The sequence below is a fragment of the Sphingomonas sp. genome (assembly GCF_026460985.1).
In the GTDB taxonomy this organism is placed as follows: Bacteria; Pseudomonadota; Alphaproteobacteria; order Sphingomonadales; family Sphingomonadaceae; genus Sphingomonas.
In genome coordinates this window covers 16,254-34,416 of sequence record NZ_JAPKNM010000088.1, presented here as the reverse complement: position 1 = coordinate 34,416, position 18,163 = coordinate 16,254, and the positions used below count along the sequence as shown (strand labels likewise).

18 protein-coding genes are annotated in these 18,163 nt (G+C 67.8%); 15 read left to right on the top strand and 3 right to left on the bottom strand.

Going from position 1 to position 18,163, the window contains the following annotated elements; translation table 11 throughout:
• The 13 genes from MT490_RS14700 to MT490_RS14640 form a co-directional block, all read left to right on the top strand.
• Positions 1 to 194 (top strand): Rrf2 family transcriptional regulator (locus tag MT490_RS14700; RefSeq protein WP_297389214.1); only part of this gene is annotated, 194 nt, incomplete at its 5' end.
• Positions 191 to 1,672 carry a Fe-S cluster assembly protein SufB gene (gene sufB, locus MT490_RS14695; RefSeq protein ID WP_297389211.1) on the top strand — a complete coding sequence of 494 codons (1,482 nt, stop codon included), beginning with the start codon at positions 191 to 193 and terminating at the stop codon, positions 1,670 to 1,672. The genes MT490_RS14700 and sufB, both read left to right, overlap by 4 nt.
• Complete coding sequence (locus MT490_RS14690; RefSeq protein WP_297389208.1) at positions 1,669 to 2,157, top strand: endonuclease domain-containing protein; 489 nt, start codon at positions 1,669 to 1,671, stop codon at positions 2,155 to 2,157. The genes sufB and MT490_RS14690 overlap by 4 nt, the downstream gene beginning before the upstream one ends.
• The gene (locus tag MT490_RS14685; RefSeq protein ID WP_297389205.1) at positions 2,154 to 2,669 is read left to right on the top strand and encodes a hypothetical protein; all 516 of its coding nucleotides are present in this window, start codon (positions 2,154 to 2,156) and stop codon (positions 2,667 to 2,669) included. Before MT490_RS14690 ends, MT490_RS14685 begins: the two co-directional genes overlap by 4 nt.
• 52 nt (positions 2,670 to 2,721) lie before the next feature.
• On the top strand, positions 2,722 to 3,144 hold the full coding sequence (locus MT490_RS14680; protein WP_297389202.1) for a hypothetical protein: 423 nt from the start codon (positions 2,722 to 2,724) through the stop codon (positions 3,142 to 3,144).
• Positions 3,141 to 3,443, top strand: coding sequence for a hypothetical protein (locus MT490_RS14675; protein WP_297389199.1), 303 nt, complete (start codon positions 3,141 to 3,143; stop codon positions 3,441 to 3,443). The genes MT490_RS14680 and MT490_RS14675 overlap by 4 nt, the downstream gene beginning before the upstream one ends.
• Positions 3,444 to 3,450: 7 nt before the next feature.
• Positions 3,451 to 4,194: a Fe-S cluster assembly ATPase SufC gene (gene sufC / locus MT490_RS14670; protein WP_297389220.1), complete on the top strand. Its 744-nt coding sequence runs from the start codon at positions 3,451 to 3,453 to the stop codon at positions 4,192 to 4,194.
• 109 nt (positions 4,195 to 4,303) lie between these two features.
• Positions 4,304 to 5,386, top strand: a complete 1,083-nt coding sequence (locus MT490_RS14665) for a SufD family Fe-S cluster assembly protein (RefSeq protein ID WP_297389196.1) — start codon at positions 4,304 to 4,306, stop codon at positions 5,384 to 5,386.
• Positions 5,387 to 5,573: 187 nt separating this feature from the next.
• A complete protein-coding gene (locus tag MT490_RS14660) occupies positions 5,574 to 6,785 on the top strand; it encodes a cysteine desulfurase (RefSeq protein WP_297389194.1) in 1,212 nt (403 codons plus the stop codon).
• Positions 6,782 to 7,273, top strand: coding sequence for an SUF system Fe-S cluster assembly protein (locus MT490_RS14655; RefSeq protein WP_297389191.1), 492 nt, complete (start codon positions 6,782 to 6,784; stop codon positions 7,271 to 7,273). Before MT490_RS14660 ends, MT490_RS14655 begins: the two co-directional genes overlap by 4 nt.
• 120 nt (positions 7,274 to 7,393) lie before the next feature.
• Positions 7,394 to 7,750, top strand: a complete 357-nt coding sequence (locus MT490_RS14650; protein WP_297389188.1) for an iron-sulfur cluster assembly accessory protein — start codon at positions 7,394 to 7,396, stop codon at positions 7,748 to 7,750.
• A 137-nt stretch (positions 7,751 to 7,887) separates the two neighbouring features.
• Entirely contained in the window at positions 7,888 to 8,949 is a 1,062-nt protein-coding gene (gene mgrA / locus MT490_RS14645) for an L-glyceraldehyde 3-phosphate reductase (RefSeq protein ID WP_297389185.1), read from the top strand.
• Positions 8,946 to 9,413 (top strand): GreA/GreB family elongation factor, encoded by a 468-nt coding sequence (locus MT490_RS14640; RefSeq protein WP_297389181.1) that lies wholly within the window; start codon positions 8,946 to 8,948, stop codon positions 9,411 to 9,413. Before mgrA ends, MT490_RS14640 begins: the two co-directional genes overlap by 4 nt.
• 167 nt (positions 9,414 to 9,580) lie before the next feature.
• Here MT490_RS14640 and MT490_RS14635 read toward each other — a convergent pair whose 3' ends face one another.
• Entirely contained in the window at positions 9,581 to 13,024 is a 3,444-nt protein-coding gene (locus tag MT490_RS14635; protein ID WP_297389178.1) for a TonB-dependent receptor, read from the bottom strand.
• Positions 13,025 to 13,191: 167 nt separating this feature from the next.
• Entirely contained in the window at positions 13,192 to 15,321 is a 2,130-nt protein-coding gene (gene ligA, locus MT490_RS14630; protein ID WP_297389176.1) for an NAD-dependent DNA ligase LigA, read from the bottom strand.
• Between the two features lie 73 nt (positions 15,322 to 15,394).
• On the opposite strand from ligA, the gene MT490_RS14625 reads away from it, so the two are divergent.
• Both MT490_RS14625 and MT490_RS14620 read left to right on the top strand, forming a co-directional pair.
• Positions 15,395 to 16,552 (top strand): MBL fold metallo-hydrolase, encoded by a 1,158-nt coding sequence (locus MT490_RS14625; RefSeq protein ID WP_297389174.1) that lies wholly within the window; start codon positions 15,395 to 15,397, stop codon positions 16,550 to 16,552.
• Between the two features lie 160 nt (positions 16,553 to 16,712).
• Positions 16,713 to 17,099 (top strand): hypothetical protein, encoded by a 387-nt coding sequence (locus tag MT490_RS14620; protein WP_297389171.1) that lies wholly within the window; start codon positions 16,713 to 16,715, stop codon positions 17,097 to 17,099.
• A gap of 188 nt (positions 17,100 to 17,287) precedes the next feature.
• Here MT490_RS14620 and MT490_RS14615 read toward each other — a convergent pair whose 3' ends face one another.
• Entirely contained in the window at positions 17,288 to 17,860 is a 573-nt protein-coding gene (locus MT490_RS14615) for a DUF3617 family protein (protein ID WP_297389168.1), read from the bottom strand.
• Positions 17,861 to 18,163 lie beyond the last annotated feature (303 nt).

Sequence of the window (18,163 nt, the reverse complement as noted above, 5' to 3'; positions counted from 1 at the left end):
GGTCCGCGGAAGCCATCACCCTCGCCGACATCGTCGAAGCGGTCGAAGGCCCGATCGCCATGTCGGCCTGCTCCGACGGCAAGTTCGACTGCGCGCTCGATGCCCACTGCCGGGTCAAGCCACATATGGGAATCGTGGGCCATGCGGTTCGCGGGGTGCTCGGCGCGGTCAGCCTCACGGAGCTGGCGCGATGACCGAGCGCGTGAATGATTCTGGGCGCAACCGCGAGGTCCAGGAGCTCGCGAACCGCGACTATGAATGGGGCTTCTCGTCGGACATCGAGCAGGAATTCGCGCCCAAGGGGCTCAATGAAGACACGGTCCGCTTCATCTCGGCCAAAAAGGGCGAGCCCGAGTGGATGCTCGACTGGCGGCTAAAGGCCTATCGCGCCTGGCTCGAGATGGAGGAGGTCGACTGGGCCAAGCTCGACCTGCCCAGGATCGATTACCAGGACGCTTACTATTACGCCGCGCCCAAGGCCAAGCCCAAGCTCGGGTCACTCGACGAGGTCGATCCCGAGATCCTGCGCGTTTACGAAAAGCTCGGCATCCCGATCGAGGAGCAGAAGGTGCTCGCGGGCGTCGAGGGCGCGCGCAAGATCGCGGTCGACGCGGTGTTCGACAGCGTCTCGGTCGCGACCACGTTCCGCGAGGAACTGAAGGCCGCGGGGGTCATCTTCCTGTCGATCTCGGAGGCGATCCGCGAATATCCCGATCTGGTCAGGAAGTGGCTGGGCAAGGTCGTGCCGGTGCGCGACAATTTCTTCTCGGCGCTGAACAGCGCGGTCTTCTCCGACGGCACCTTCGTCTATGTGCCCGAGGGCGTGCGCTGCCCGATGGAGCTGAGCACCTATTTCCGCATCAATGCCGAGAATACCGGCCAGTTCGAGCGCACGCTGATCGTCGCCGACAAGGGGAGCTATGTCTCCTATCTCGAAGGCTGTACCGCGCCGATGCGCGACGAGAACCAGCTCCACGCCGCGGTGGTCGAGCTGGTCGCATTGGACGATGCCGAGATCAAATATTCGACGGTGCAGAACTGGTATCCCGGCGACGAGAACGGGGTAGGGGGCATCTTCAACTTCGTCACCAAGCGCGCTTTGTGCGCGGGCACGAACTCGAAGGTCAGCTGGACCCAGGTCGAGACCGGCAGCGCGATCACCTGGAAATACCCCTCGTGCATCCTGCAGGGCGATGGCTCGGTCGGCGAATTCTATTCGGTCGCGGTGACCAACGGCCGCCAGCAGGCCGATACCGGCACCAAGATGCTCCATCTCGGCAAGAACACGCGCTCGACGATCGTGTCGAAGGGCATTTCCGCGGGCCGCTCGGACAATACCTATCGCGGCAAGGTGCTCGTCCAGCCGGGCGCGGAGAATGTCCGCAACTTCACCCAGTGCGACAGCCTGCTGCTCGGCGACCAGTGCGGCGCGCACACTGTGCCCTATATCGAGGTGAAGAACCCCTCGGCGCAGATCGAGCATGAGGCGACGACCTCGAAGATCAGCGAGGACCAGCTCTTCTACGCAATGCAGCGCGGGCTCGACCAGGAGGCCGCGGTCGCGCTGATCGTCAACGGCTTCGCGCGCGAAGTGCTCAAGCAGCTGCCGATGGAATTCGCGGTCGAGGCGCAGAAACTGCTGGGGATCAGCCTCGAGGGGAGCGTTGGGTGAGCCACCCGCTCGACAAGGGCTGGAACAAGAAAGCCCCTCCCCTTCAGGGGAGGGGTTTGGGGTGGGGGCTGTCCATCGAGCGTATCCAATGGCTTCAGATGCGAGCCTCCGAAATGCGGCGCAACCCCACGGAACCCGAGACGCGGCTGTGGCGCCACCTGTCGAATTCGCAGCTCGAGGGGCACAAGTTCCGCCGACAAGCGGTGGTGGGGCCGTTCATTGCTGATTTCCTTTGTCCGCAATCCGGTCTGATCGTCGAAGTCGATGGGGATACGCATGACGAGGCCAAGGACCGGCTGCGTGATGATTGGCTTGGCCAGCATGGCTATCAGGTGATGCGTGTGACTAACTTCGACGTGATGTCGAATGTCGAAGGTGTTGTTCAGGTCATCGCCTCCGCCTTGAACGACTCGCCTCGCCGTTGGGACAGCCCCCACCCCAACCCCTCCCCTGAAGGGGAGGGGCTTGAGATCGCGACTCAATGATCCTCGCCGCCCTCCTCCTCGCGCAGGACGTGCCCGCCTCGCCTCCGCCCGCGGAAGCGGTGGAGACGGAGGAAGTCGTCGTGCAGGCGAAGCTGGGGCTCACCACGATGCTGTTCGACAAGGGCGCCGACGGCAAGCTGCGCAATTGCCGCGTCATGGTGTCGAGCGGTAGCCAGAAGCGCGATACCGCGGCCTGCCAGGCGACGCCGGTCTGCTATGCCCGGACCGCCGACCAGGTGACCGATTGCCGCGAGCTGGGCGTGCTCGAACTGGCGTCCGCGTCGGTGCCGGCAGAGACGCGGCCTGCGGGCATTGGGACACCGCAGACCTTCGTCCTGCCCAAGCTCACCGAGACCAGGCCCGCGCTCGCTCCCGGCCAGGCCGGCCCGCAGGGGCTCCAGGAGCCGAGCCGCGAGACCGAGCGCCAGCGCGTCGTGCTGCCGCCCTTGCCCAAGGCTCCGTCGGACGGCCCGGTCATTCGCCTCGGGCCGGCGAAGGAGGCGGGCGAATGAGGGGCGACCGGAGTATTTGGGGGCCGATGTATGGCCCCTCGGGAGTAAAGTGATGATGTTGGCGATGTTGCTTGCGTTGACTGCCGGCGAGGCCGGCGGCGTGACCGTCGAGGGCGTGCCCCAGATCGGCATCGCCACGCGCCACGCCCGCTGCATCGTCCGCCAGATCGGCGTCGCGCCGGCGAACGACGCGGCGCGCGCGGCGAAGGTGCAGACGGCGGTGAAGGGCTGCCGCGAATTCACCGAGGGCGATTTCACGCAAGGCCGCGTGATGCTCGGCGACCGGCCGGTCAACCGGCGCTGGTGGGGCCGGATGCAGGTGACGCTCGACGCGATCGAGGCCGATATCGCCGCCGCGATCGTCCAGCCCAAGCAATACAAGATCATCTGGGAGCTGCCCGATGGCGGCCGGGTCGACGCCTATAACGCGCCCGAGCCGCTGACCTCGGTCAAGCTACTGACGGTGCCGCTGTGATCGTCGCGCTCGGCCTTGCCCTGCTCGGAATGCAGGACGCGCCCGGCGAGGAGATCGTCGTCACCGGCAAGGCGCGCCCGCTGCAGGTGCGCGTCCAGCTCGATTCGAAGCGGCGCGTCCGCGCCTGCGCGATCGCCCAGTCGAGCGGCGACGAGACCTTCGACCGGCTGACCTGCGAGACGGTTGCCGCCTGCTCGCGCGAGGAAGACCGCAGCCACAAGGCCGTCCAGGCCTGCACCCAGGCCCGCATGACCGCCGTGCTCAACGACCAGTTCAGCGGCGAAGACGCCAAACCATAGGGACATGATGCTCAAGATCGACAATCTCCGCGCCGAAGTGGACGGCAAGGAAATCCTCAAGGGGCTCAGCCTCGAAGTGAATGCGGGCGAAGTGCACGCGATCATGGGGCCCAACGGCGCGGGCAAGTCGACGCTCGGCTATGTGCTGGGCGGGCGCCCCGGCTACGAGCCGACCGGCGGCAGCGTCACCTTCGCGGGCGAGGACCTGCTGGAAAAGGACGCGCACGAGCGCGCCGCGGCAGGGCTGTTCCTCGGCTTCCAATATCCGGTCGAGATCCCCGGCATCTCCAACGTCCAGTTCCTGCGCGAGGCGCTCAACAGCCAGCGCCGCGCGCGGGGCGAGGCGCCGCTGTCGGGGGGCGAGTTCCTGAAGCTCGCCCGCGCCCAGGCGGACGCGCTCGGCATGGACCAGGAGATGCTCAAGCGCCCGGTCAATGTCGGCTTCTCGGGCGGCGAGAAGAAGCGCAACGAGATGGTCCAGATGGGCATCATCGGGCCCAGGCTCGCGATCCTCGACGAGACCGATTCGGGGCTCGACATCGACGCGCTCAAGGCGGTGGGCGAGGGGATCAACCGGATCATGCGCGCGCCCGACAAGGCGGTGTTGCTGATCACCCACTACCAGCGGCTGCTCGATTATGTGCAGCCCGATTTCGTGCACGTGCTGGCCGAGGGCCGCATCGTCCGCTCGGGCGGACCCGAGCTGGCGCTCGAGCTCGAGCGCGAAGGCTATGGAGCGGTGGCGGCATGAGCATGCTTCGCGCCGAAGGCGCCTCCATTCTTTCTCTGCGTCCTCTGCGCCTCTGCGCGAAAAATATTGGCTCGCGCAGAGGCGCAGAGAGCGCAGAGAGGTTGGACGCGTGACGACGCTCGAACTCCCCACACCGCGCCTCGAGGAATGGCGCTGGTCTGATATGCAGGCGCTGCGCGCGGCGGCCGAGGCCGAGCCGCGGGACGCGGGCATCAAGCCCGCCGACCTGTTCCTCGACGTCGAAGGCCCCCGCCTGCTGTTCGTCGACGGCGTGTTCGAGCCCGCGCATAGCCGTCCGGGGCCGGTCAAGGTCGCGCGCTTCGCGCCCGAGACCGCGCATCCGCTCGGTAGCCTCGCCGAGGGCGAGGGCTGGGTGCTGACGCTCGACGCCCGGGCCGCGGTGACGGGCATCCAGATCGTCCATCTCGGCTCCGGGGGCGAGAGCCACGTACCCGCGCGGATCGCGATGGCGGAGGATTCGGTCGCCTCGGTGATCGAGACCTATGCGGGATCGGGCTGGGCCAACCGGGTCGCGCAGATCGCGCTCGCCCCCGGCGCGCGGCTGATGCGCTCGGTGCGGCTGCTCCAGGCCGACGGCTTCGTCTCGATCCGCGACGAGGCGGAGATCGGCGAGGCGGCGAGCCTGGTCTCGATCTTCCTCGGCGCCGGCGGGATGGGCAGCCGGATCGACGGCGCGCTGACGCTCACCGGCAAGGGCGCCTTCGCCGAGATGGGCGGCGCGCTTCTCACCTCAGGCACGCAGAAGCAGGAAGCCGCGGTGTCGGTGCGGCACGAGGCGATCGAAGGCACGTCGCGGCAATTGTGGCGCGCGGTGGCGGCGAACCGCTCGGTGGCGAGCCTCGCCGCGCGGGTCGAAGTCGCACGCGATGCGCAGCAGACCGACGGCGAGCAGTCGCTGCGCGGGCTGCTGCTCGAGCGCGCCGCGACGGTGAATTTGAAGCCCGAGCTCGAGATCTTCGCCGACGACGTGAAATGCGCGCACGGCGCCACCGTGGGCGAACTCGACAAGCGCGCGCTCTTCTATCTCGAGAGCCGCGGCATCCCCGAGCCGCGCGCCAAGGCGCTGCTCACCCGCGCCTTCGTGGCGGACGCGATGTCGCGGATCGGCGAAGACCCGGTGCGCGCGGCGTTCGAGGCGGATGCCGACAAATGGCTGGAGAGTGCGCTGTGAACGACGTTGCTCTTCCAAAGCCCCTCCCCTTCAGGGGAGGGGTTGGGGGTGGGGCCTGGCCGTCTCACCGAGCCCTTTCGCCCGCCGCACTGCCCCACCCCAACCCAGCGTCGGGCCGGTCAGGCTCCCAGCCTGACCTGAACCGCGCGGGGCGCGGTTCATCCGACGCTCCTGAAGGGGAGGGGCTATGACAGTGGCTACCGACACCCGGCCCCTCGACCTGCTCGCGGACTTCCCCGCGATACCGGCGGGCTGGGCCTATCTCGATACCGCCGCTACCTCGCAGAAGCCGCGGCCCGTGCTCGACGCGATCAACCGCGGCTATGGCGAGACCTACGCCACCGTGCACCGCGGCGTGTACCAGCGCTCGGCCGACATGACGCTGGCGTTCGAGGCCGCGCGGGGGCGCGTCGCGGCGTTCATCGGCGGCAAGCCCGAGGAAACGATCTTCGTCCGCGGCGCGACCGAGGGGATCAACCTCGTCGCCCAGTGCTGGGCGGGGAGCCAGCTCAAGGCGGGCGACCGCATCCTGCTCTCGATGCTCGAGCACCATTCGAACATCGTGCCGTGGCAGATGGTCGCCGAGCGCGTCGGTGCGGCGATCGACGTGGTGCCGCTCACCGCCGACCAGCGCATCGACCTCGACGCGATGGCGGCGATGATCACCCCCGCGCACAAGCTCGTCGCGCTCGCGCATGTCTCCAACGTGCTCGGTTCGGTGCTCGACGCGAAGCGCGCAACGGAGATCGCGCATTCGGTCGGCGCGAAGATCCTGCTCGACGGCTGCCAGGCGGTGCCGCGCATGGCCGTCGACGTCGCGGCGATCGGCTGCGACTTCTACGTCTTCTCGGGGCACAAGCTCTACGGCCCGACCGGGATCGGCGTGCTCTGGGGCCGCTACGAGCTGCTCGACGCGATGCCGCCCTATCAGGGCGGCGGATCGATGATCGACCGCGTCACCTTCGCGAAGACGACCTACGCCCCGCCACCGGGCCGCTTCGAGGCGGGGACGCCGCATGTCGTCGGCGTGGTCGGGCTGCACGCCGCGGTCGACTATGTCGCGGGCATCGGGCTGGAGCGCATCCACGCGCACGAGGCGGCCCTGGTCGCCCAGGCGCGCGAGGCGCTGTCGCAGATCAACAGCGTGCGGCTCTTCGGCCCCGACGACAGCGCCGGGATCGTCAGCTTCGCGGTCGAGGGGGTGCATCCGCACGACGTCGCCACCATATTGGACGAGGGCAATGTCGCGATCCGCGCGGGACATCATTGCGCACAGCCGCTGATGGACGCGCTGGGCGTGCCGGCGACCGCGCGGGCGAGCTTCGGAGTGTATAATGGCGCGGACGACATCGCCGCGTTGGTCAAGGGTATCGAACGAGTGACGAGGATCTTCGGGTGAACGAGGAACGCAGAATAAAGGTGGAGGAAGTCGACGCCGTCGCGGCGCCGCCCAAGGCGCGCGTGGACGACGCCTTTGCGTCCGAAACATCGGTGGGCGTGGCGGAGACCTTCGAGCGCAAGCGCGACTATCTCGCGGGCTTCCTCTCGCAGAAGCCCGCGGCGCATCCGGCGGGCGAGCCCGGCGGCGAACTCTACGAGTCGGTGATCGATGCGCTCAAGGAGATCTACGATCCCGAGATCCCGGTGAACATCTACGATCTCGGGCTGATCTACGGCGTCGACATCACCGCCGACGGCCATGCCGCAGTGACGATGACGCTCACCACGCCGCATTGCCCGGTCGCGGAATCCATGCCGGGCGAAGTCGAACTGCGCGTCGGATCGGTGCCGGGCGTCGGCCATGCCGAGGTCAACCTCGTCTGGGATCCGCCCTGGGACCCGCAGAAGATGACCGACGACGCCAAGCTCGAACTGGGGATGCTGTGACATAAAGCCCCTCCCCTTCAGGGGAGGGGTTGGGGTGGGGCCTGTCCGCAGGCTGGTCTCGGTGAGACTTCCCCCACCCCTTGCCCCTCCCCTGAAGGGGAGGGGTTTGGAGAAACGAAGATGACCGACGTGAAGACCCGCACCCGCCCCGCCGCGCTCAACCTCACCGAGCGCGCGCATGCCCGCATCGCCGAGCTGATGGCCAAGGCCCCCGAAGGCACGATCGGCGTCAAGCTCTCGACTCCGCGCCGCGGCTGCTCGGGTCTCGCCTATTCGGTCGACTATGTCAGCGAGGCCGCGCCGTTTGACGAGAAGATCGAGACCCCCGGCGGCACCTTCTTCGTCGACGGCGCCTCCGTCCTCTATCTCGTCGGGTCGACGATGGACTGGCAGGAAGACGATTTCACCGCGGGCTTCACCTTCGAGAACCCGAACGCCAAGGGCAGCTGCGGCTGCGGCGAGAGCTTCACGGTCTGACGTAAGGCGTCGTCCCGGCGAAAGCCGGGATCTCGTGCGGCAATCCGTTCGCGCGATCGCCTGAGGCCCCGGCGTTCGCCGGGGTGACGGGGAAGGGGGTTCCCGCTAGGCATCCGCAAAACCAACGGAGCCTATCGATGCCCTATCCCCAGCCCTGGCACGCCGATCCCGCCCGCTATGACGGGCGCATGCCCTATCGCCGCTGCGGGCGGAGCGGGCTCGACCTTCCCGCGATCAGCCTGGGGCTCTGGCAGAATTTCGGCGGCACCGACGTGTTCGAGACCGGCCGCGCGATGCTGCGCCGCGCGTTCGATCGCGGCGTCACACACTTCGATCTCGCCAACAATTATGGCCCGCCCTACGGCTCTGCCGAGGAGAATTTCGGCCGCGTGCTGGCGACCGACCTGGCGAGCCACCGCGACGAGCTGATCGTCTCGACCAAGGCGGGCTGGGACATGTGGCCGGGGCCGTACGGCGACGTGGGCGGCAGCCGCAAATATCTGATCGCCTCGTGCGACCAGAGCCTCAAGCGCATGGGGCTCGATTATGTCGATATCTTCTATTCGCACCGCGTCGACCCCAGGACCCCGCTCGAGGAGACGATGGGCGCGCTCGCGCATATCCACCAGCAGGGCAAGGCGCTCTATGTCGGCATCTCGAGCTACTCGCCCGAGCTGACGCGCCGGGCCGCGGCGATCCTCGCCGAGTACAAGGTGCCTCTGCTCATCCACCAGCCGAGCTATTCGATGCTCAATCGCTGGATCGAGCAGGACCTGCTCGACACGCTCGGCGATCTCGGCACCGGCTGCATCGCCTTCTCGCCGCTGGCGCAGGGCATGCTGACCTCCAAATATCTGAACGGCGTGCCGCAGGACGCACGCGCCGCCAGGAGCGGGTCGCTCAGCCAGGGGCTGCTCTCCGACGCGAATATCGCGCGCATCCGGGCGCTCAACGACATCGCTGCTCGGCGCGGGCAGACGCTGGCGCAGATGGCGATCGCCTGGGTGCTGCGCGATCCGCGGGTCACCTCGGCGCTGATCGGCGCACGCAACGTCCAGCAGCTCGACGATTCGCTCGACGCGGTGAACAACCTCGCTTTCAGCGCGGAAGAGCTCGCCGAGATCGACACCCATGCAACCGAAGGCGCCGTCGATCTTTGGAAGGTATCATCCACGCTGGAGGAGTTGCCGCAGCAATGAGCGTCGCCTTCCGCCGCGAGAGCGACGAGGAACATAAGGAACCCAAGTTCGAGATCCCGCTGCCCGCGGGCCCCAATCTGGTGACCGCGCGCGGGCTCGCGCTGATCGAAGCGAAGGTGGCCGAGCTCGAAGCGGCGATCGCCGCCGAGGCCGAGGAGGAGCCGCGCGAGGCGCTCCGGCGCGAGCTGCGTTATTGGAACACGCGGCGGACCACCGCCGAGATCGCGCCGCCGCTCGAGCAAGGCGTGGTGGGGATCGGCGCGCGGGTACGCATCCGGCTGGCGGGCAAGGAGCGCGTGATCGACCTGGTCGGCCATGACGAGGCCGATCCGCACGCCGATCGCCTCGCTTTCTCGGCGCCGCTCGCCCATGCCTTGCTCGGGGCGGAGGAAGGCGAGCGCGTCGACTTCAACGGCCGCGCCGAAGCCATCGAGATCCTCGAGGTCTCCGCGATTCCCACTTAGGTCGAACCTTTAGCGTTCGCCTCTTCTTCCTCATCCCCGCTTTCGCGGGGATGACGGACGTTAAACCGGCGCGCCGCCGCTGTGGCGCGTTCCTGCAGCCGCCCAAACGAAAGCCGCCGCCCCATCGCTGGAGCGGCGGCTTCGTAGTTTCGCTCTGCGTGGAGTCCTTAGAACTCGTAGTTCACGCCGAACTTGATGCGCCACACCGACGAGCTGACGTTGATGGCATTGTCGGTGTCGAAGGTGGTGAGACCCGCGGCGTTCGGGGTGAGGGCGTTCGCATTGGAGAAGATGTAGCGGCCCTGCGCATCCACACCGCTGACCTGCGCGAGGTCCTGGACGCCGAAGAAGTTGCGCCGCCGCTGGACGTTCCAGTTCGAGTCGAGGAGGTTCAGGAAGTTGTCGAACATCGCATAGACGCGAATCTTGTCGTTCACCCCGAACAGGCGGCCCGGCCCGGGCAACTCCTGCGACACCGTCAGGTCGAGATCATAGTACCAGTCGTTGGTGCAGTTGTTGCGGGTGACCGTGCGGCCCATCTGCTCCTTGGCGCAGGGAAGGCCGTTGGCGAAGTCGACCAACTGCTGCACCGCCGTCATGTTCGACGTCGGCGAGATGTTGGGATCGTTCGTACCGGTCGGCAGATAGATCAGCGCGTTGTCGTTGGTCGTGAGACCGCCGTTGGTCGGGTTGAACACGTTGTTGCCGGTGAAGGTCAGGCTGTAGGGCCGGCCCGAACGCGCCACGAAGGTGAAGCCCAGCGACGTGTCATAGTCCTTCACGAACTCGTTCTTGAAGTTCGCGGCGAACGTGATGTTGTGCTTGCTCTGGTAGAAGCCCGGCGACGAGTCCGGCGCCTGACGGTCGAACGCGGCAGTCTGGCCGTAGTTCGAACCCGCAGTCGAGTTGTACAGGTTCCGGCGGTCATGCGAGTTGGTGTAGGCATAGCCGAACGACAGCCAGGTCGAGCCGCCCGAGGCGAGCAGGCCGCCCTGGAAGTTCTTCGACAGCAGGAACGACGCCACGTGGCTGCGATAGCCCTCGCTGTTGGTCAGCATCAGCTCCCCGCCGCGGGTGCCGGTGAAGCAGGCCGCGTTGAGGTTGCTGAACACCGGCGGCGTGCCGGGGTCGGTCAGACGGCCGGTGCAGCCAGCGGCGAGCAGATCGATCGACGAATAGATCGGACGGCCATCGATCGTGTAGCCGCCGAGGCCACGGGCGGGGTTCACCGCCTGGGAAAGGTCGACCAGATTGAAGGCGTTACGATACTCGCTGTAGATATAGTCGACGGTCGCGTTCCAGCCGCTGAAGAAGCCGGAGCCGAAATTGAGCTCGGTCGAGAAGCCGATATTGGCGCGAACCACCGTCGGCATCACGAGATCAGGGTCGATCGACTGGGTGTTGCCCTGGCCGGCCGCAGCAGTGGCCTGGGCGCTGGCCGCCATGCAGGTCGGAACGCCGGTGAAGGTGCCGTTGACGAGCACGTCGATCTGGCCGGTGGGGCAGCCCGCGGTCTGGGTGGTGCCCAGCGCGAAGGTGCTGCCGTCGTTCTGATAGGCGTTGCCGAACCAGACCAGCGGATCGCCGCCCGAGAAGATGCCCACGCCGGCGCGCAACTGCGCGCCCGAGAAGGTGCCCGAGTCGCCGAAGTCATAGGTGATCGCGGCGCGCGGCAGCACCATCGGCTCGAGGTTGCTGAAGCCGGTGTTGTTGGGGAAGCCGTAGCGGCGCGCGAACACCGAATTATACTGCGGACCCTTGCCGTCATACCAATCGGTGCGGATGCCGGCGGTGAGCTTGAGCTGGTCGTTCAGGCGCCACTCGTCCTGCAGGAACACCGAATAGATGCTGCGCGTGAACCGGGCGGCCGCGTCGGTGATGTTCCCCGTCGCCGAGAAATTGCCAAAGGCGCCTTCGGTCACGCCGCCCACGACGTTGGCCGGCGTGGTGGTCGTGTTGACGTTGCCCGTGCCCGGCGACAGCAGACCCGCGCGCAGATCGGTGATGTTGCGGAAGACGAGCGTGCCGGTGGCGTTCTGCACGAAGAGGTTGAACAGATTCGCGCGGTTGAGCTCGAAGCCGAGCTTGAACTTGTGGTCACCCGCGGTGAGGTTGGCGACTGCGCGATACTGGTCGATCTTGGTGCGCAGGTCGTTGGCCGAGCGCGAGGTGCCCGGGCCGGCGAGCACGGCGCCGTCGATGCCCGTGGCGTTGTCGATGCCGACGACGATGCGCGGGATCGGGTTGCCCGACTGCGCCTCGCCACCGCCGACCGGGTCCTGGCGATCGGTCACTTCCGAACGCGCATAGCGCAGCTCGGTCGAGAAATTGTCGCTCCACTGCGAATAGAGACGGACCGAAGCATAGTCGGAGACTGTGCCGCTGAGGTAGAAGGTGTTGCCGCCGACTGCTTGGGGCGACGTGCCGGTGAACAGGTCGTCGGGGCGTACGGTGCTTTCCTCGAGGCGCTGATAGGTGCCTTCGAGGCGGTGATCGTCAGTGATCTGCCAGTCGGCGCGCGCGAAGTAGCGGTCGCTGGCATAGTCGCGGCTGTGCACGAGGTCGCCGGTGTCGATGCCGTAGCTGGTGTTCAGCACGTCGCGGATTTCGTTGAACTGGGTTTCGGTGATGCCGGTCTGCTCGTTGGCGTAGCCGGCGCCGACGGGGCCGTCGTCCTGCGACTGGCCGGCTTCCTGATGCTCATAGGCGCCGTAGAGGAACAGCGTGTTCTTGATGATCGGGCCGCCGAGCGAGACCCCCCAGCGCTTTTCGGGCTTGATCGCCGCGACCGGGCGGCCGCCGGCCACGGTCTTGGCGCGCAGGCCCGAGTCCGAATATTCGAAATAGCCGCTGCCGTGATAGTCGTTGGTGCCCGACTTGGTGACGACGTTGATCGCGCAGCCGGTGAACTGGCCATAGTCGACATCGAACGGCGCGAACTGGACCTGGGTCTCGCGGATCGCGTCATAGGGCAGCGGCGTCGAGCTGCGTGCCGAGAAGCCGGTGTCGTTGAGGCCGTAGATGTCGCTCTGCGCGATTCCGTCGACGGTGAAGGTGTTGCCGCGATCGTTGCCGCCGAGGCACGAGATGCGGTCCTGGCCCGAGCCGCCATCGTCGCGATCGAGGCTGACGCGCGGATCGATGCGGATGATGTCGCGGACGTCGCGGTTGAACGACGGGGCGCTCGCCAGCACTTCCGCGTTGAACGCGGTGCCCGGGCCGACCGCAAGCTGCGTCGCGCGGACGCGCGAGCCGGTGACGACGATCTCGCCGGTGCCGGCGGTCAGCGCGAAGGTGAGGTTGGTGTTGCCCTGCAGCGAGGTGTTGATGCCCTCGGCGGTCTGGCCCTCGAAGCCGTCCGCGGTGGCGCTCACCGTGTAGGGGCCGCCGGTGGTCAGGCCGCTGGCGGCGAAGGTGCCGGTGCCGCTGGTGGTCAGGGTGCGCGCAGCGCCCGTGCGGGTGTCCGTGATTACGACCTGGGCACCCGAAACCGGATTGCCGTCGGCGTCGGTCACGACGCCCTCGATGCCCGTGGTGATCTGCTGCGCGGAAGCCGCGGCAGGAATCACGAGCGCGGCAGCTGCCACGCCGGTGAAAAGCATGTTGCGCATTTCTAGAATGTCCCTTTCGGTGTGCCTGTGGTGCACTGAGTCACGCGGTGCGGTTCACCGTCGCGGCCGCCCATGGAATTCATTTATGTCCATCCGATGACAGTCAATCGGGGTGGACCCGTCAACCTGTTGGTAACAGTTGATTCCTTTGTTGCGTTGCAAAAAAGTCACTCGGCGCCAGCGACGATTCCGCGCCAATCCTCCTCCGAAATCACGCGAATTCCCAATTCGGCCGCCTTTTTTAGCTTCGAGCCCGCGCCGGGACCGGCGATGACCAGGTCGGTCTTGGCGGAGACCGATCCGGCGACTCGCGCGCCGAGCGATTCGGCCTGCGCCTTGGCCTCGTCGCGACTCAACGTCTCGAGGCTGCCGGTGAACACCAGGGTCTTGCCCGAGACTTCGGACGCGCGCGTCTCGACGACGAAAGGCGGGGGCGAGACCTCGCCGAGCAGGTCGCCCCAGACGTCGCGATTGTGCGGCTCGTGGAAGAAGTCCGCGAGCGCCTGGCCGACGGCGCCGCCGGCATTCTCGACGCCGATGAGCTGGGTGATCGCCTTGTCGAGCCGCGCGCGGTGCTTCTGCCCGGTCTCCCCGATCGCGGGCGGAGTCGCATCGCGGAGCGCGATGATCTCGTCGGCCAGCGCCTGGAGCGCGGGGAGCGTGGCGTAGCGCTTGAGCAGGTCGCGCGCGGTGATCGCGCCGATATGGCGGATGCCGAGCCCGAAGAGCAGCCGCGCCGCGTCGGGCGCGCGCTTGGCCTCGATCGCGGCGAGCAGCGCGTCGACCGACTTCTCCTGCCAGCCCTCGCGTCCCAGCAGTTCCTCGCGATGCGCGGCGAGGCGGAAGATGTCGGCCGGCTCGGCGATCCAGCCGAGGTCGAGCAGCTCCGCCAGCGTCTTCTCGCCCAGCCCCTCGATGTCGAGCGCGCCGCGGCTGACGAAATGCTTCAGCCGCTCGAGCCGCTGCGCGGGGCAGATCAGCCCGCCGGTGCAGCGCACGTCGACCTCGCCTTCCTCGGCGACGGCTTCGGAGCCGCAGATCGGGCAATGGTCGGGGAAGGCAAAGGGCGCGCGATCCGCGTCGCGGGTGAGGTTCTCGACGATCTGCGGGATCACGTCGCCGGCGCGCTGGAGCACCACGCGGTCGCCGGGGCGGACGCCGAGCCGCGCGATCTCGTCGGCATTGTGCAGCGTCGCGTTGGTGACGACGACGCCGCCGACGGTCACCGGCTCGAGCCGCGCCACGGGGGTGAGCTTGCCGGTGCGGCCCACCTGGATGTCGATCGCGCGCAGCGTCGTCTGGGCGCGCTCGGCGGGGAATTTGTGCGCGATTCCCCAGCGCGGTGCGCGGCCGACGAAGCCGAGCCGCGTCTGCCAGTCGAGCCGGTCGACCTTGTAGACCACGCCGTCGATGTCGAAGGGCAGGTCGGCGCGCTGTGCCTCGATCTTCTTGTATTGGGCTAGCGCCGCCTCGAGATCGACCGGGCCGACGAAGAGATCCGATACGGGGAAGCCCATCGCCTTGATCGCGGCGATCACTTTCGCCTGCGTCTCTCCCGGCAGCGTCGTCGCTTCGCCCCAGCCCCAGGCGAGGAAGCGCAGCGGCCGCGACGCAGTGACGCTCGCGTCCTTCTGGCGCAGCGACCCCGCGGCGGCGTTGCGCGGATTGGCGAACTGGCGTGCCTCCTTCCCGGTCTCCTCCGCTTCGGCGAGCAGCCGGGCGTTGAGCGCAGCGAAATCAGCCTTGGCCATGTAGATTTCGCCGCGCACCTCGAACACGTCCGGTGCGCCCGCGAGCTCGGCGGGGATGTCGCCGATCGTACGGACATTGGCCGTGACGTCCTCGCCGATCTGCCCGTCGCCGCGGGTGAGCGCCTGGACCAGCCGCCCCTTTTCGTAGCGCAGCGAGCAGGACAGGCCGTCGATCTTGGGCTCGGCGGTGAGCGCGACCGGCTCGCCCTCGGGGAGCGCCAGGAAGCGGCGCACGCGGCCGAGGAAATCGGCGACGTCCTCGTCGGCAAAGGCATTGTCGAGACTGAACATCGGCCGCGCATGCGCCACCTTGGCAAGGCGCCCGGTCGGCGCGGCGCCGACCAGCTTCGAGGGCGAGTCGCCGCGAACCAGCTCGGGGAAGGCGGCCTCGATCGCGGTGTTCCGCCGCATCAGCGCGTCATAGTCGGCGTCGCTGATCTCGGGCGCGTCGTCGGCATGGTAGAGCCGGTTATGGTGCGCGATCTCGGCCGCGAGCCGCTCGAGTTCGGCGGCGGCTTCTTCCTGGGTCCGGGGCAGCTCGGTCATGTGCGCCGGGTTAGGGGAGGCGGACGCCGCCGATCAAGCTTGATCGCGCGGGCGCTCCTCGCGAGAAGGGGCGATGCGCCTGCTCAAGCTTGCCCTGGCCGGGCTGTTGTGGACGGTAATCGTCCTCTGCCTCGTCCTCACCGCACTGCCGCACTTCCTCGACCGCATCTATTATCGCGGCCCCGCGACCGCGCATTTCGACGGCGCGCGCTTCTTCAATCCCGATGGCGACGACGACCACCTGCCCGCCGGGCGGAGCCGCGCGGGCTTCATTGCGCGTCGGCTCTTCGGCGATCCGTCTCAGCCGGCCTGGCCCGAGCGCGTGACGGTGCGGCCGTCCAGGCCGTTGGCGCGGGTCGAGGGGGACAGGATGCGCGTCACCTGGATCGGCCATGCGACGGTGCTGGTGCAGACGGCCGGGCTCAACATCCTCACCGATCCGATCTGGAGCGACCGTGCCGGACCGCTCGGCTTCGGCCCGCGGCGCGTGGCGGAGCCGGGCGTGCGCTTCGAGGACCTGCCCAGGATCGACCTCGTGCTCGTCAGCCACAATCACTACGACCATCTCGACCTGGCGACGCTCAAACGACTTTGGGAGCGCGACCGGCCGGTCGTCGTCACCAGTCTCGGCAACGACAGCGTCATCGCCCAGGCAGGGGTTCCCGCCCGTGCGCTCGATTGGGGCGAAACGCTGGCCTTGCCTCCGGCCGCTGTCCGCGTCACGCGCAACCATCATTGGAGCAGCCGCTGGTTCGCCGACCGCAACCGCGCGCTCTGGTCGAGCTTCGTGGTCGCGCTGCCCGGCGGCAATTTCTTCTTTTCGGGCGATACGGGGCTCGGCGACGGCAAGTGGCCCGCCGAGGCCGCGGCGCTCGGCCCGATCCGCTTCGCCGCGATCCCGATCGGCGCGTTCCGCTTCGAGGAAGGTCAGATGGCGAGCGGCAGCCATGTCGGCCCGCGCGACGCGATCCGCGTGTGGGAAGGGCTCGGCCGGCCCTTCGCGCTGCCGATCCACTGGGGCACCTTCCGCCTCTCGCGCGAAGCCTATGCCACGCCGCCGCGCATGCTGGGCGCAATGCTGCGTTGCGCGGGCACCGACCTGGCGCACTTCAAGCCCGTGGCGATCGGCGTGCCCGTGGAGATTCCCGCGCTCGGCCCGCCGCCGCCACGTCCGGACATGGCGCGGGTGGAGGCCTGCCGGCGTGCGGGTCGGTTCGACGCATTTCGCTGACATTGTGCCGGATCGAGCCGCGTCGGCCGCTTGAGGCGGCGCGCGTGGCGAAGTATCGTCGCCGCTCAGGAGAGGGGCCCTGGAACAGATTCATCGACGCGCGATTCGCGCGCAACGCCGGTACGACATCACGATCGATCGGGCGGGAATCGCGCTCGGCGTGGGCAGCGCGCTCGCCGGGATCATCGTGCTCGGCCTGGTGCTGCTGGGCGGCCAGCGCGATCCGCTCGACCTGCTCACCGGCTGGCTGATCGGCAGCCTCTTCTCCGGAATCGCGATCACGGCGGTGGGCGGGCCCATCTGGCTGGTGATGCACGTCGCCGGGCTCCGCCGCGCCTGGTATGCCGCCCTGGTGGGCGCGATTACCGCGATGGCGATCTTCGTCGGCGCGCAGACCTATGGCTTCGGGCTGTTCGACATCCCCGAGATCGACGGCCGCACCTGGCTGTTCCGCTGGCTGAGCGCCCTGGCGTCGAGCGCGATTCTCGCCGGCATCGCCGCCGCGATCGGCGCGATCATGTGGCGGATCGCGTACCGGCGGCAATAAAGGTGGTGGCGGAGTGCTCTAAACGAATCAGCACTCAAATCCTCCCCCGCCAGGGGGAGGTGGCGCCGAAGGCGTCGGAGGGGACGGAAGCACGCCGAGAGTGAGTCGCCGTCCTCCCCCTCCGTCAGCCTGCGGCTGACACCTCCCCCTGGCGGGGGAGGGTCAAGAAGGTTGAACGCCCCTTCAATCTAACCCTTGGCCTGCGCCGGGCATTCGCCCACGCGCGTGCCGGTCGAGCGCATCCTGACCTGCGAATAGCCCGGCTGGCCGGCAACGCCGGTGAGGTTTTCGATCGCCACGTCGAAGCCGGTGGCTGACGTGGCGCCGTTGATCAGGATGGTCGTGACGGGCGCATTGGGCTTGCTGCACTGGATCTTGGCGTCGACCTTGCCGCCCTTCGCCACGTAGCGGATGAAGCTGCACTCGCCCGCCGCCTTTTCCAGCTTGGCGATGTCGAACGGCTTCAATTGCTCGGCGGTCTTGCACTCGGTCGCGCTGCGCTCGAGCGATTTGGCAAGTTGGAGCTGCTGCGCATTGTCGCCGCCCGGGCCGACATCGACCGCTTCGATGCGAAGCTCGGCCTTCCACAGCCCGGGCTTGGCCGCGGTCTTGGGCGCGGCGGCCTTGAGCAGCCTCGATACCTCGTCGGTCTTCGCATTGGCGACCTCGATCTCGCCGGTCTCGGCCGCGTGCTTCTCCGCGGCGGACTGGCAGCCGGCCAACGCAAGGGCGGCGGTTCCGAGGACGATGGTGGCGCGCATATGGAGGTTCCCTGGCGGTTCTGGGCTCTCCAAAAGCGGAAATGGCGGCGCTTGGCAATGCGGCTGTGGCGCACTGGACGGGGTGTGCGACGCGATGGCGGCTATCGACTCAATTGCGACTATCAAGCCCCTCCCCTTCAGGGGAGGGGTTGGGGTGGGGCTTGTCCGCGGGCGATGGGCTCGGTGAGACTTACATGCCCCACCCCCAACCCCTCCCCTGAAGGGGAGGGGCTAAGAACCATTTGAGTCATTCCAGGGCCCCATCAAAAGTCTGGTAAAGTAGGATTTGATCTGCTTTTGTTC

Excerpts from the sequence above, each read along its gene's own strand:
- MT490_RS14650 (WP_297389188.1), top strand. The coding sequence starts at position 7,394 with ATGACCGACGTGAAGACCCGCACCCGCCCCGCCGCGCTCAACCTCACC.
- MT490_RS14680 (WP_297389202.1), top strand. The coding sequence starts at position 2,722 with ATGATGTTGGCGATGTTGCTTGCGTTGACTGCCGGCGAGGCCGGCGGC.
- sufC (WP_297389220.1), top strand. The coding sequence starts at position 3,451 with ATGCTCAAGATCGACAATCTCCGCGCCGAAGTGGACGGCAAGGAAATC.
- MT490_RS14625 (WP_297389174.1), top strand. The coding sequence starts at position 15,395 with ATGCGCCTGCTCAAGCTTGCCCTGGCCGGGCTGTTGTGGACGGTAATC.
- MT490_RS14660 (WP_297389194.1), top strand. The coding sequence starts at position 5,574 with ATGACAGTGGCTACCGACACCCGGCCCCTCGACCTGCTCGCGGACTTC.
- MT490_RS14640 (WP_297389181.1), top strand. The coding sequence starts at position 8,946 with ATGAGCGTCGCCTTCCGCCGCGAGAGCGACGAGGAACATAAGGAACCC.
- MT490_RS14615 (WP_297389168.1), bottom strand. The coding sequence starts at position 17,860 with ATGCGCGCCACCATCGTCCTCGGAACCGCCGCCCTTGCGTTGGCCGGC.
- sufB (WP_297389211.1), top strand. The coding sequence starts at position 191 with ATGACCGAGCGCGTGAATGATTCTGGGCGCAACCGCGAGGTCCAGGAG.
- mgrA (WP_297389185.1), top strand. The coding sequence starts at position 7,888 with ATGCCCTATCCCCAGCCCTGGCACGCCGATCCCGCCCGCTATGACGGG.
- MT490_RS14635 (WP_297389178.1), bottom strand. The coding sequence starts at position 13,024 with ATGCGCAACATGCTTTTCACCGGCGTGGCAGCTGCCGCGCTCGTGATT.
- ligA (WP_297389176.1), bottom strand. The coding sequence starts at position 15,321 with ATGACCGAGCTGCCCCGGACCCAGGAAGAAGCCGCCGCCGAACTCGAG.
- MT490_RS14685 (WP_297389205.1), top strand. The coding sequence starts at position 2,154 with ATGATCCTCGCCGCCCTCCTCCTCGCGCAGGACGTGCCCGCCTCGCCT.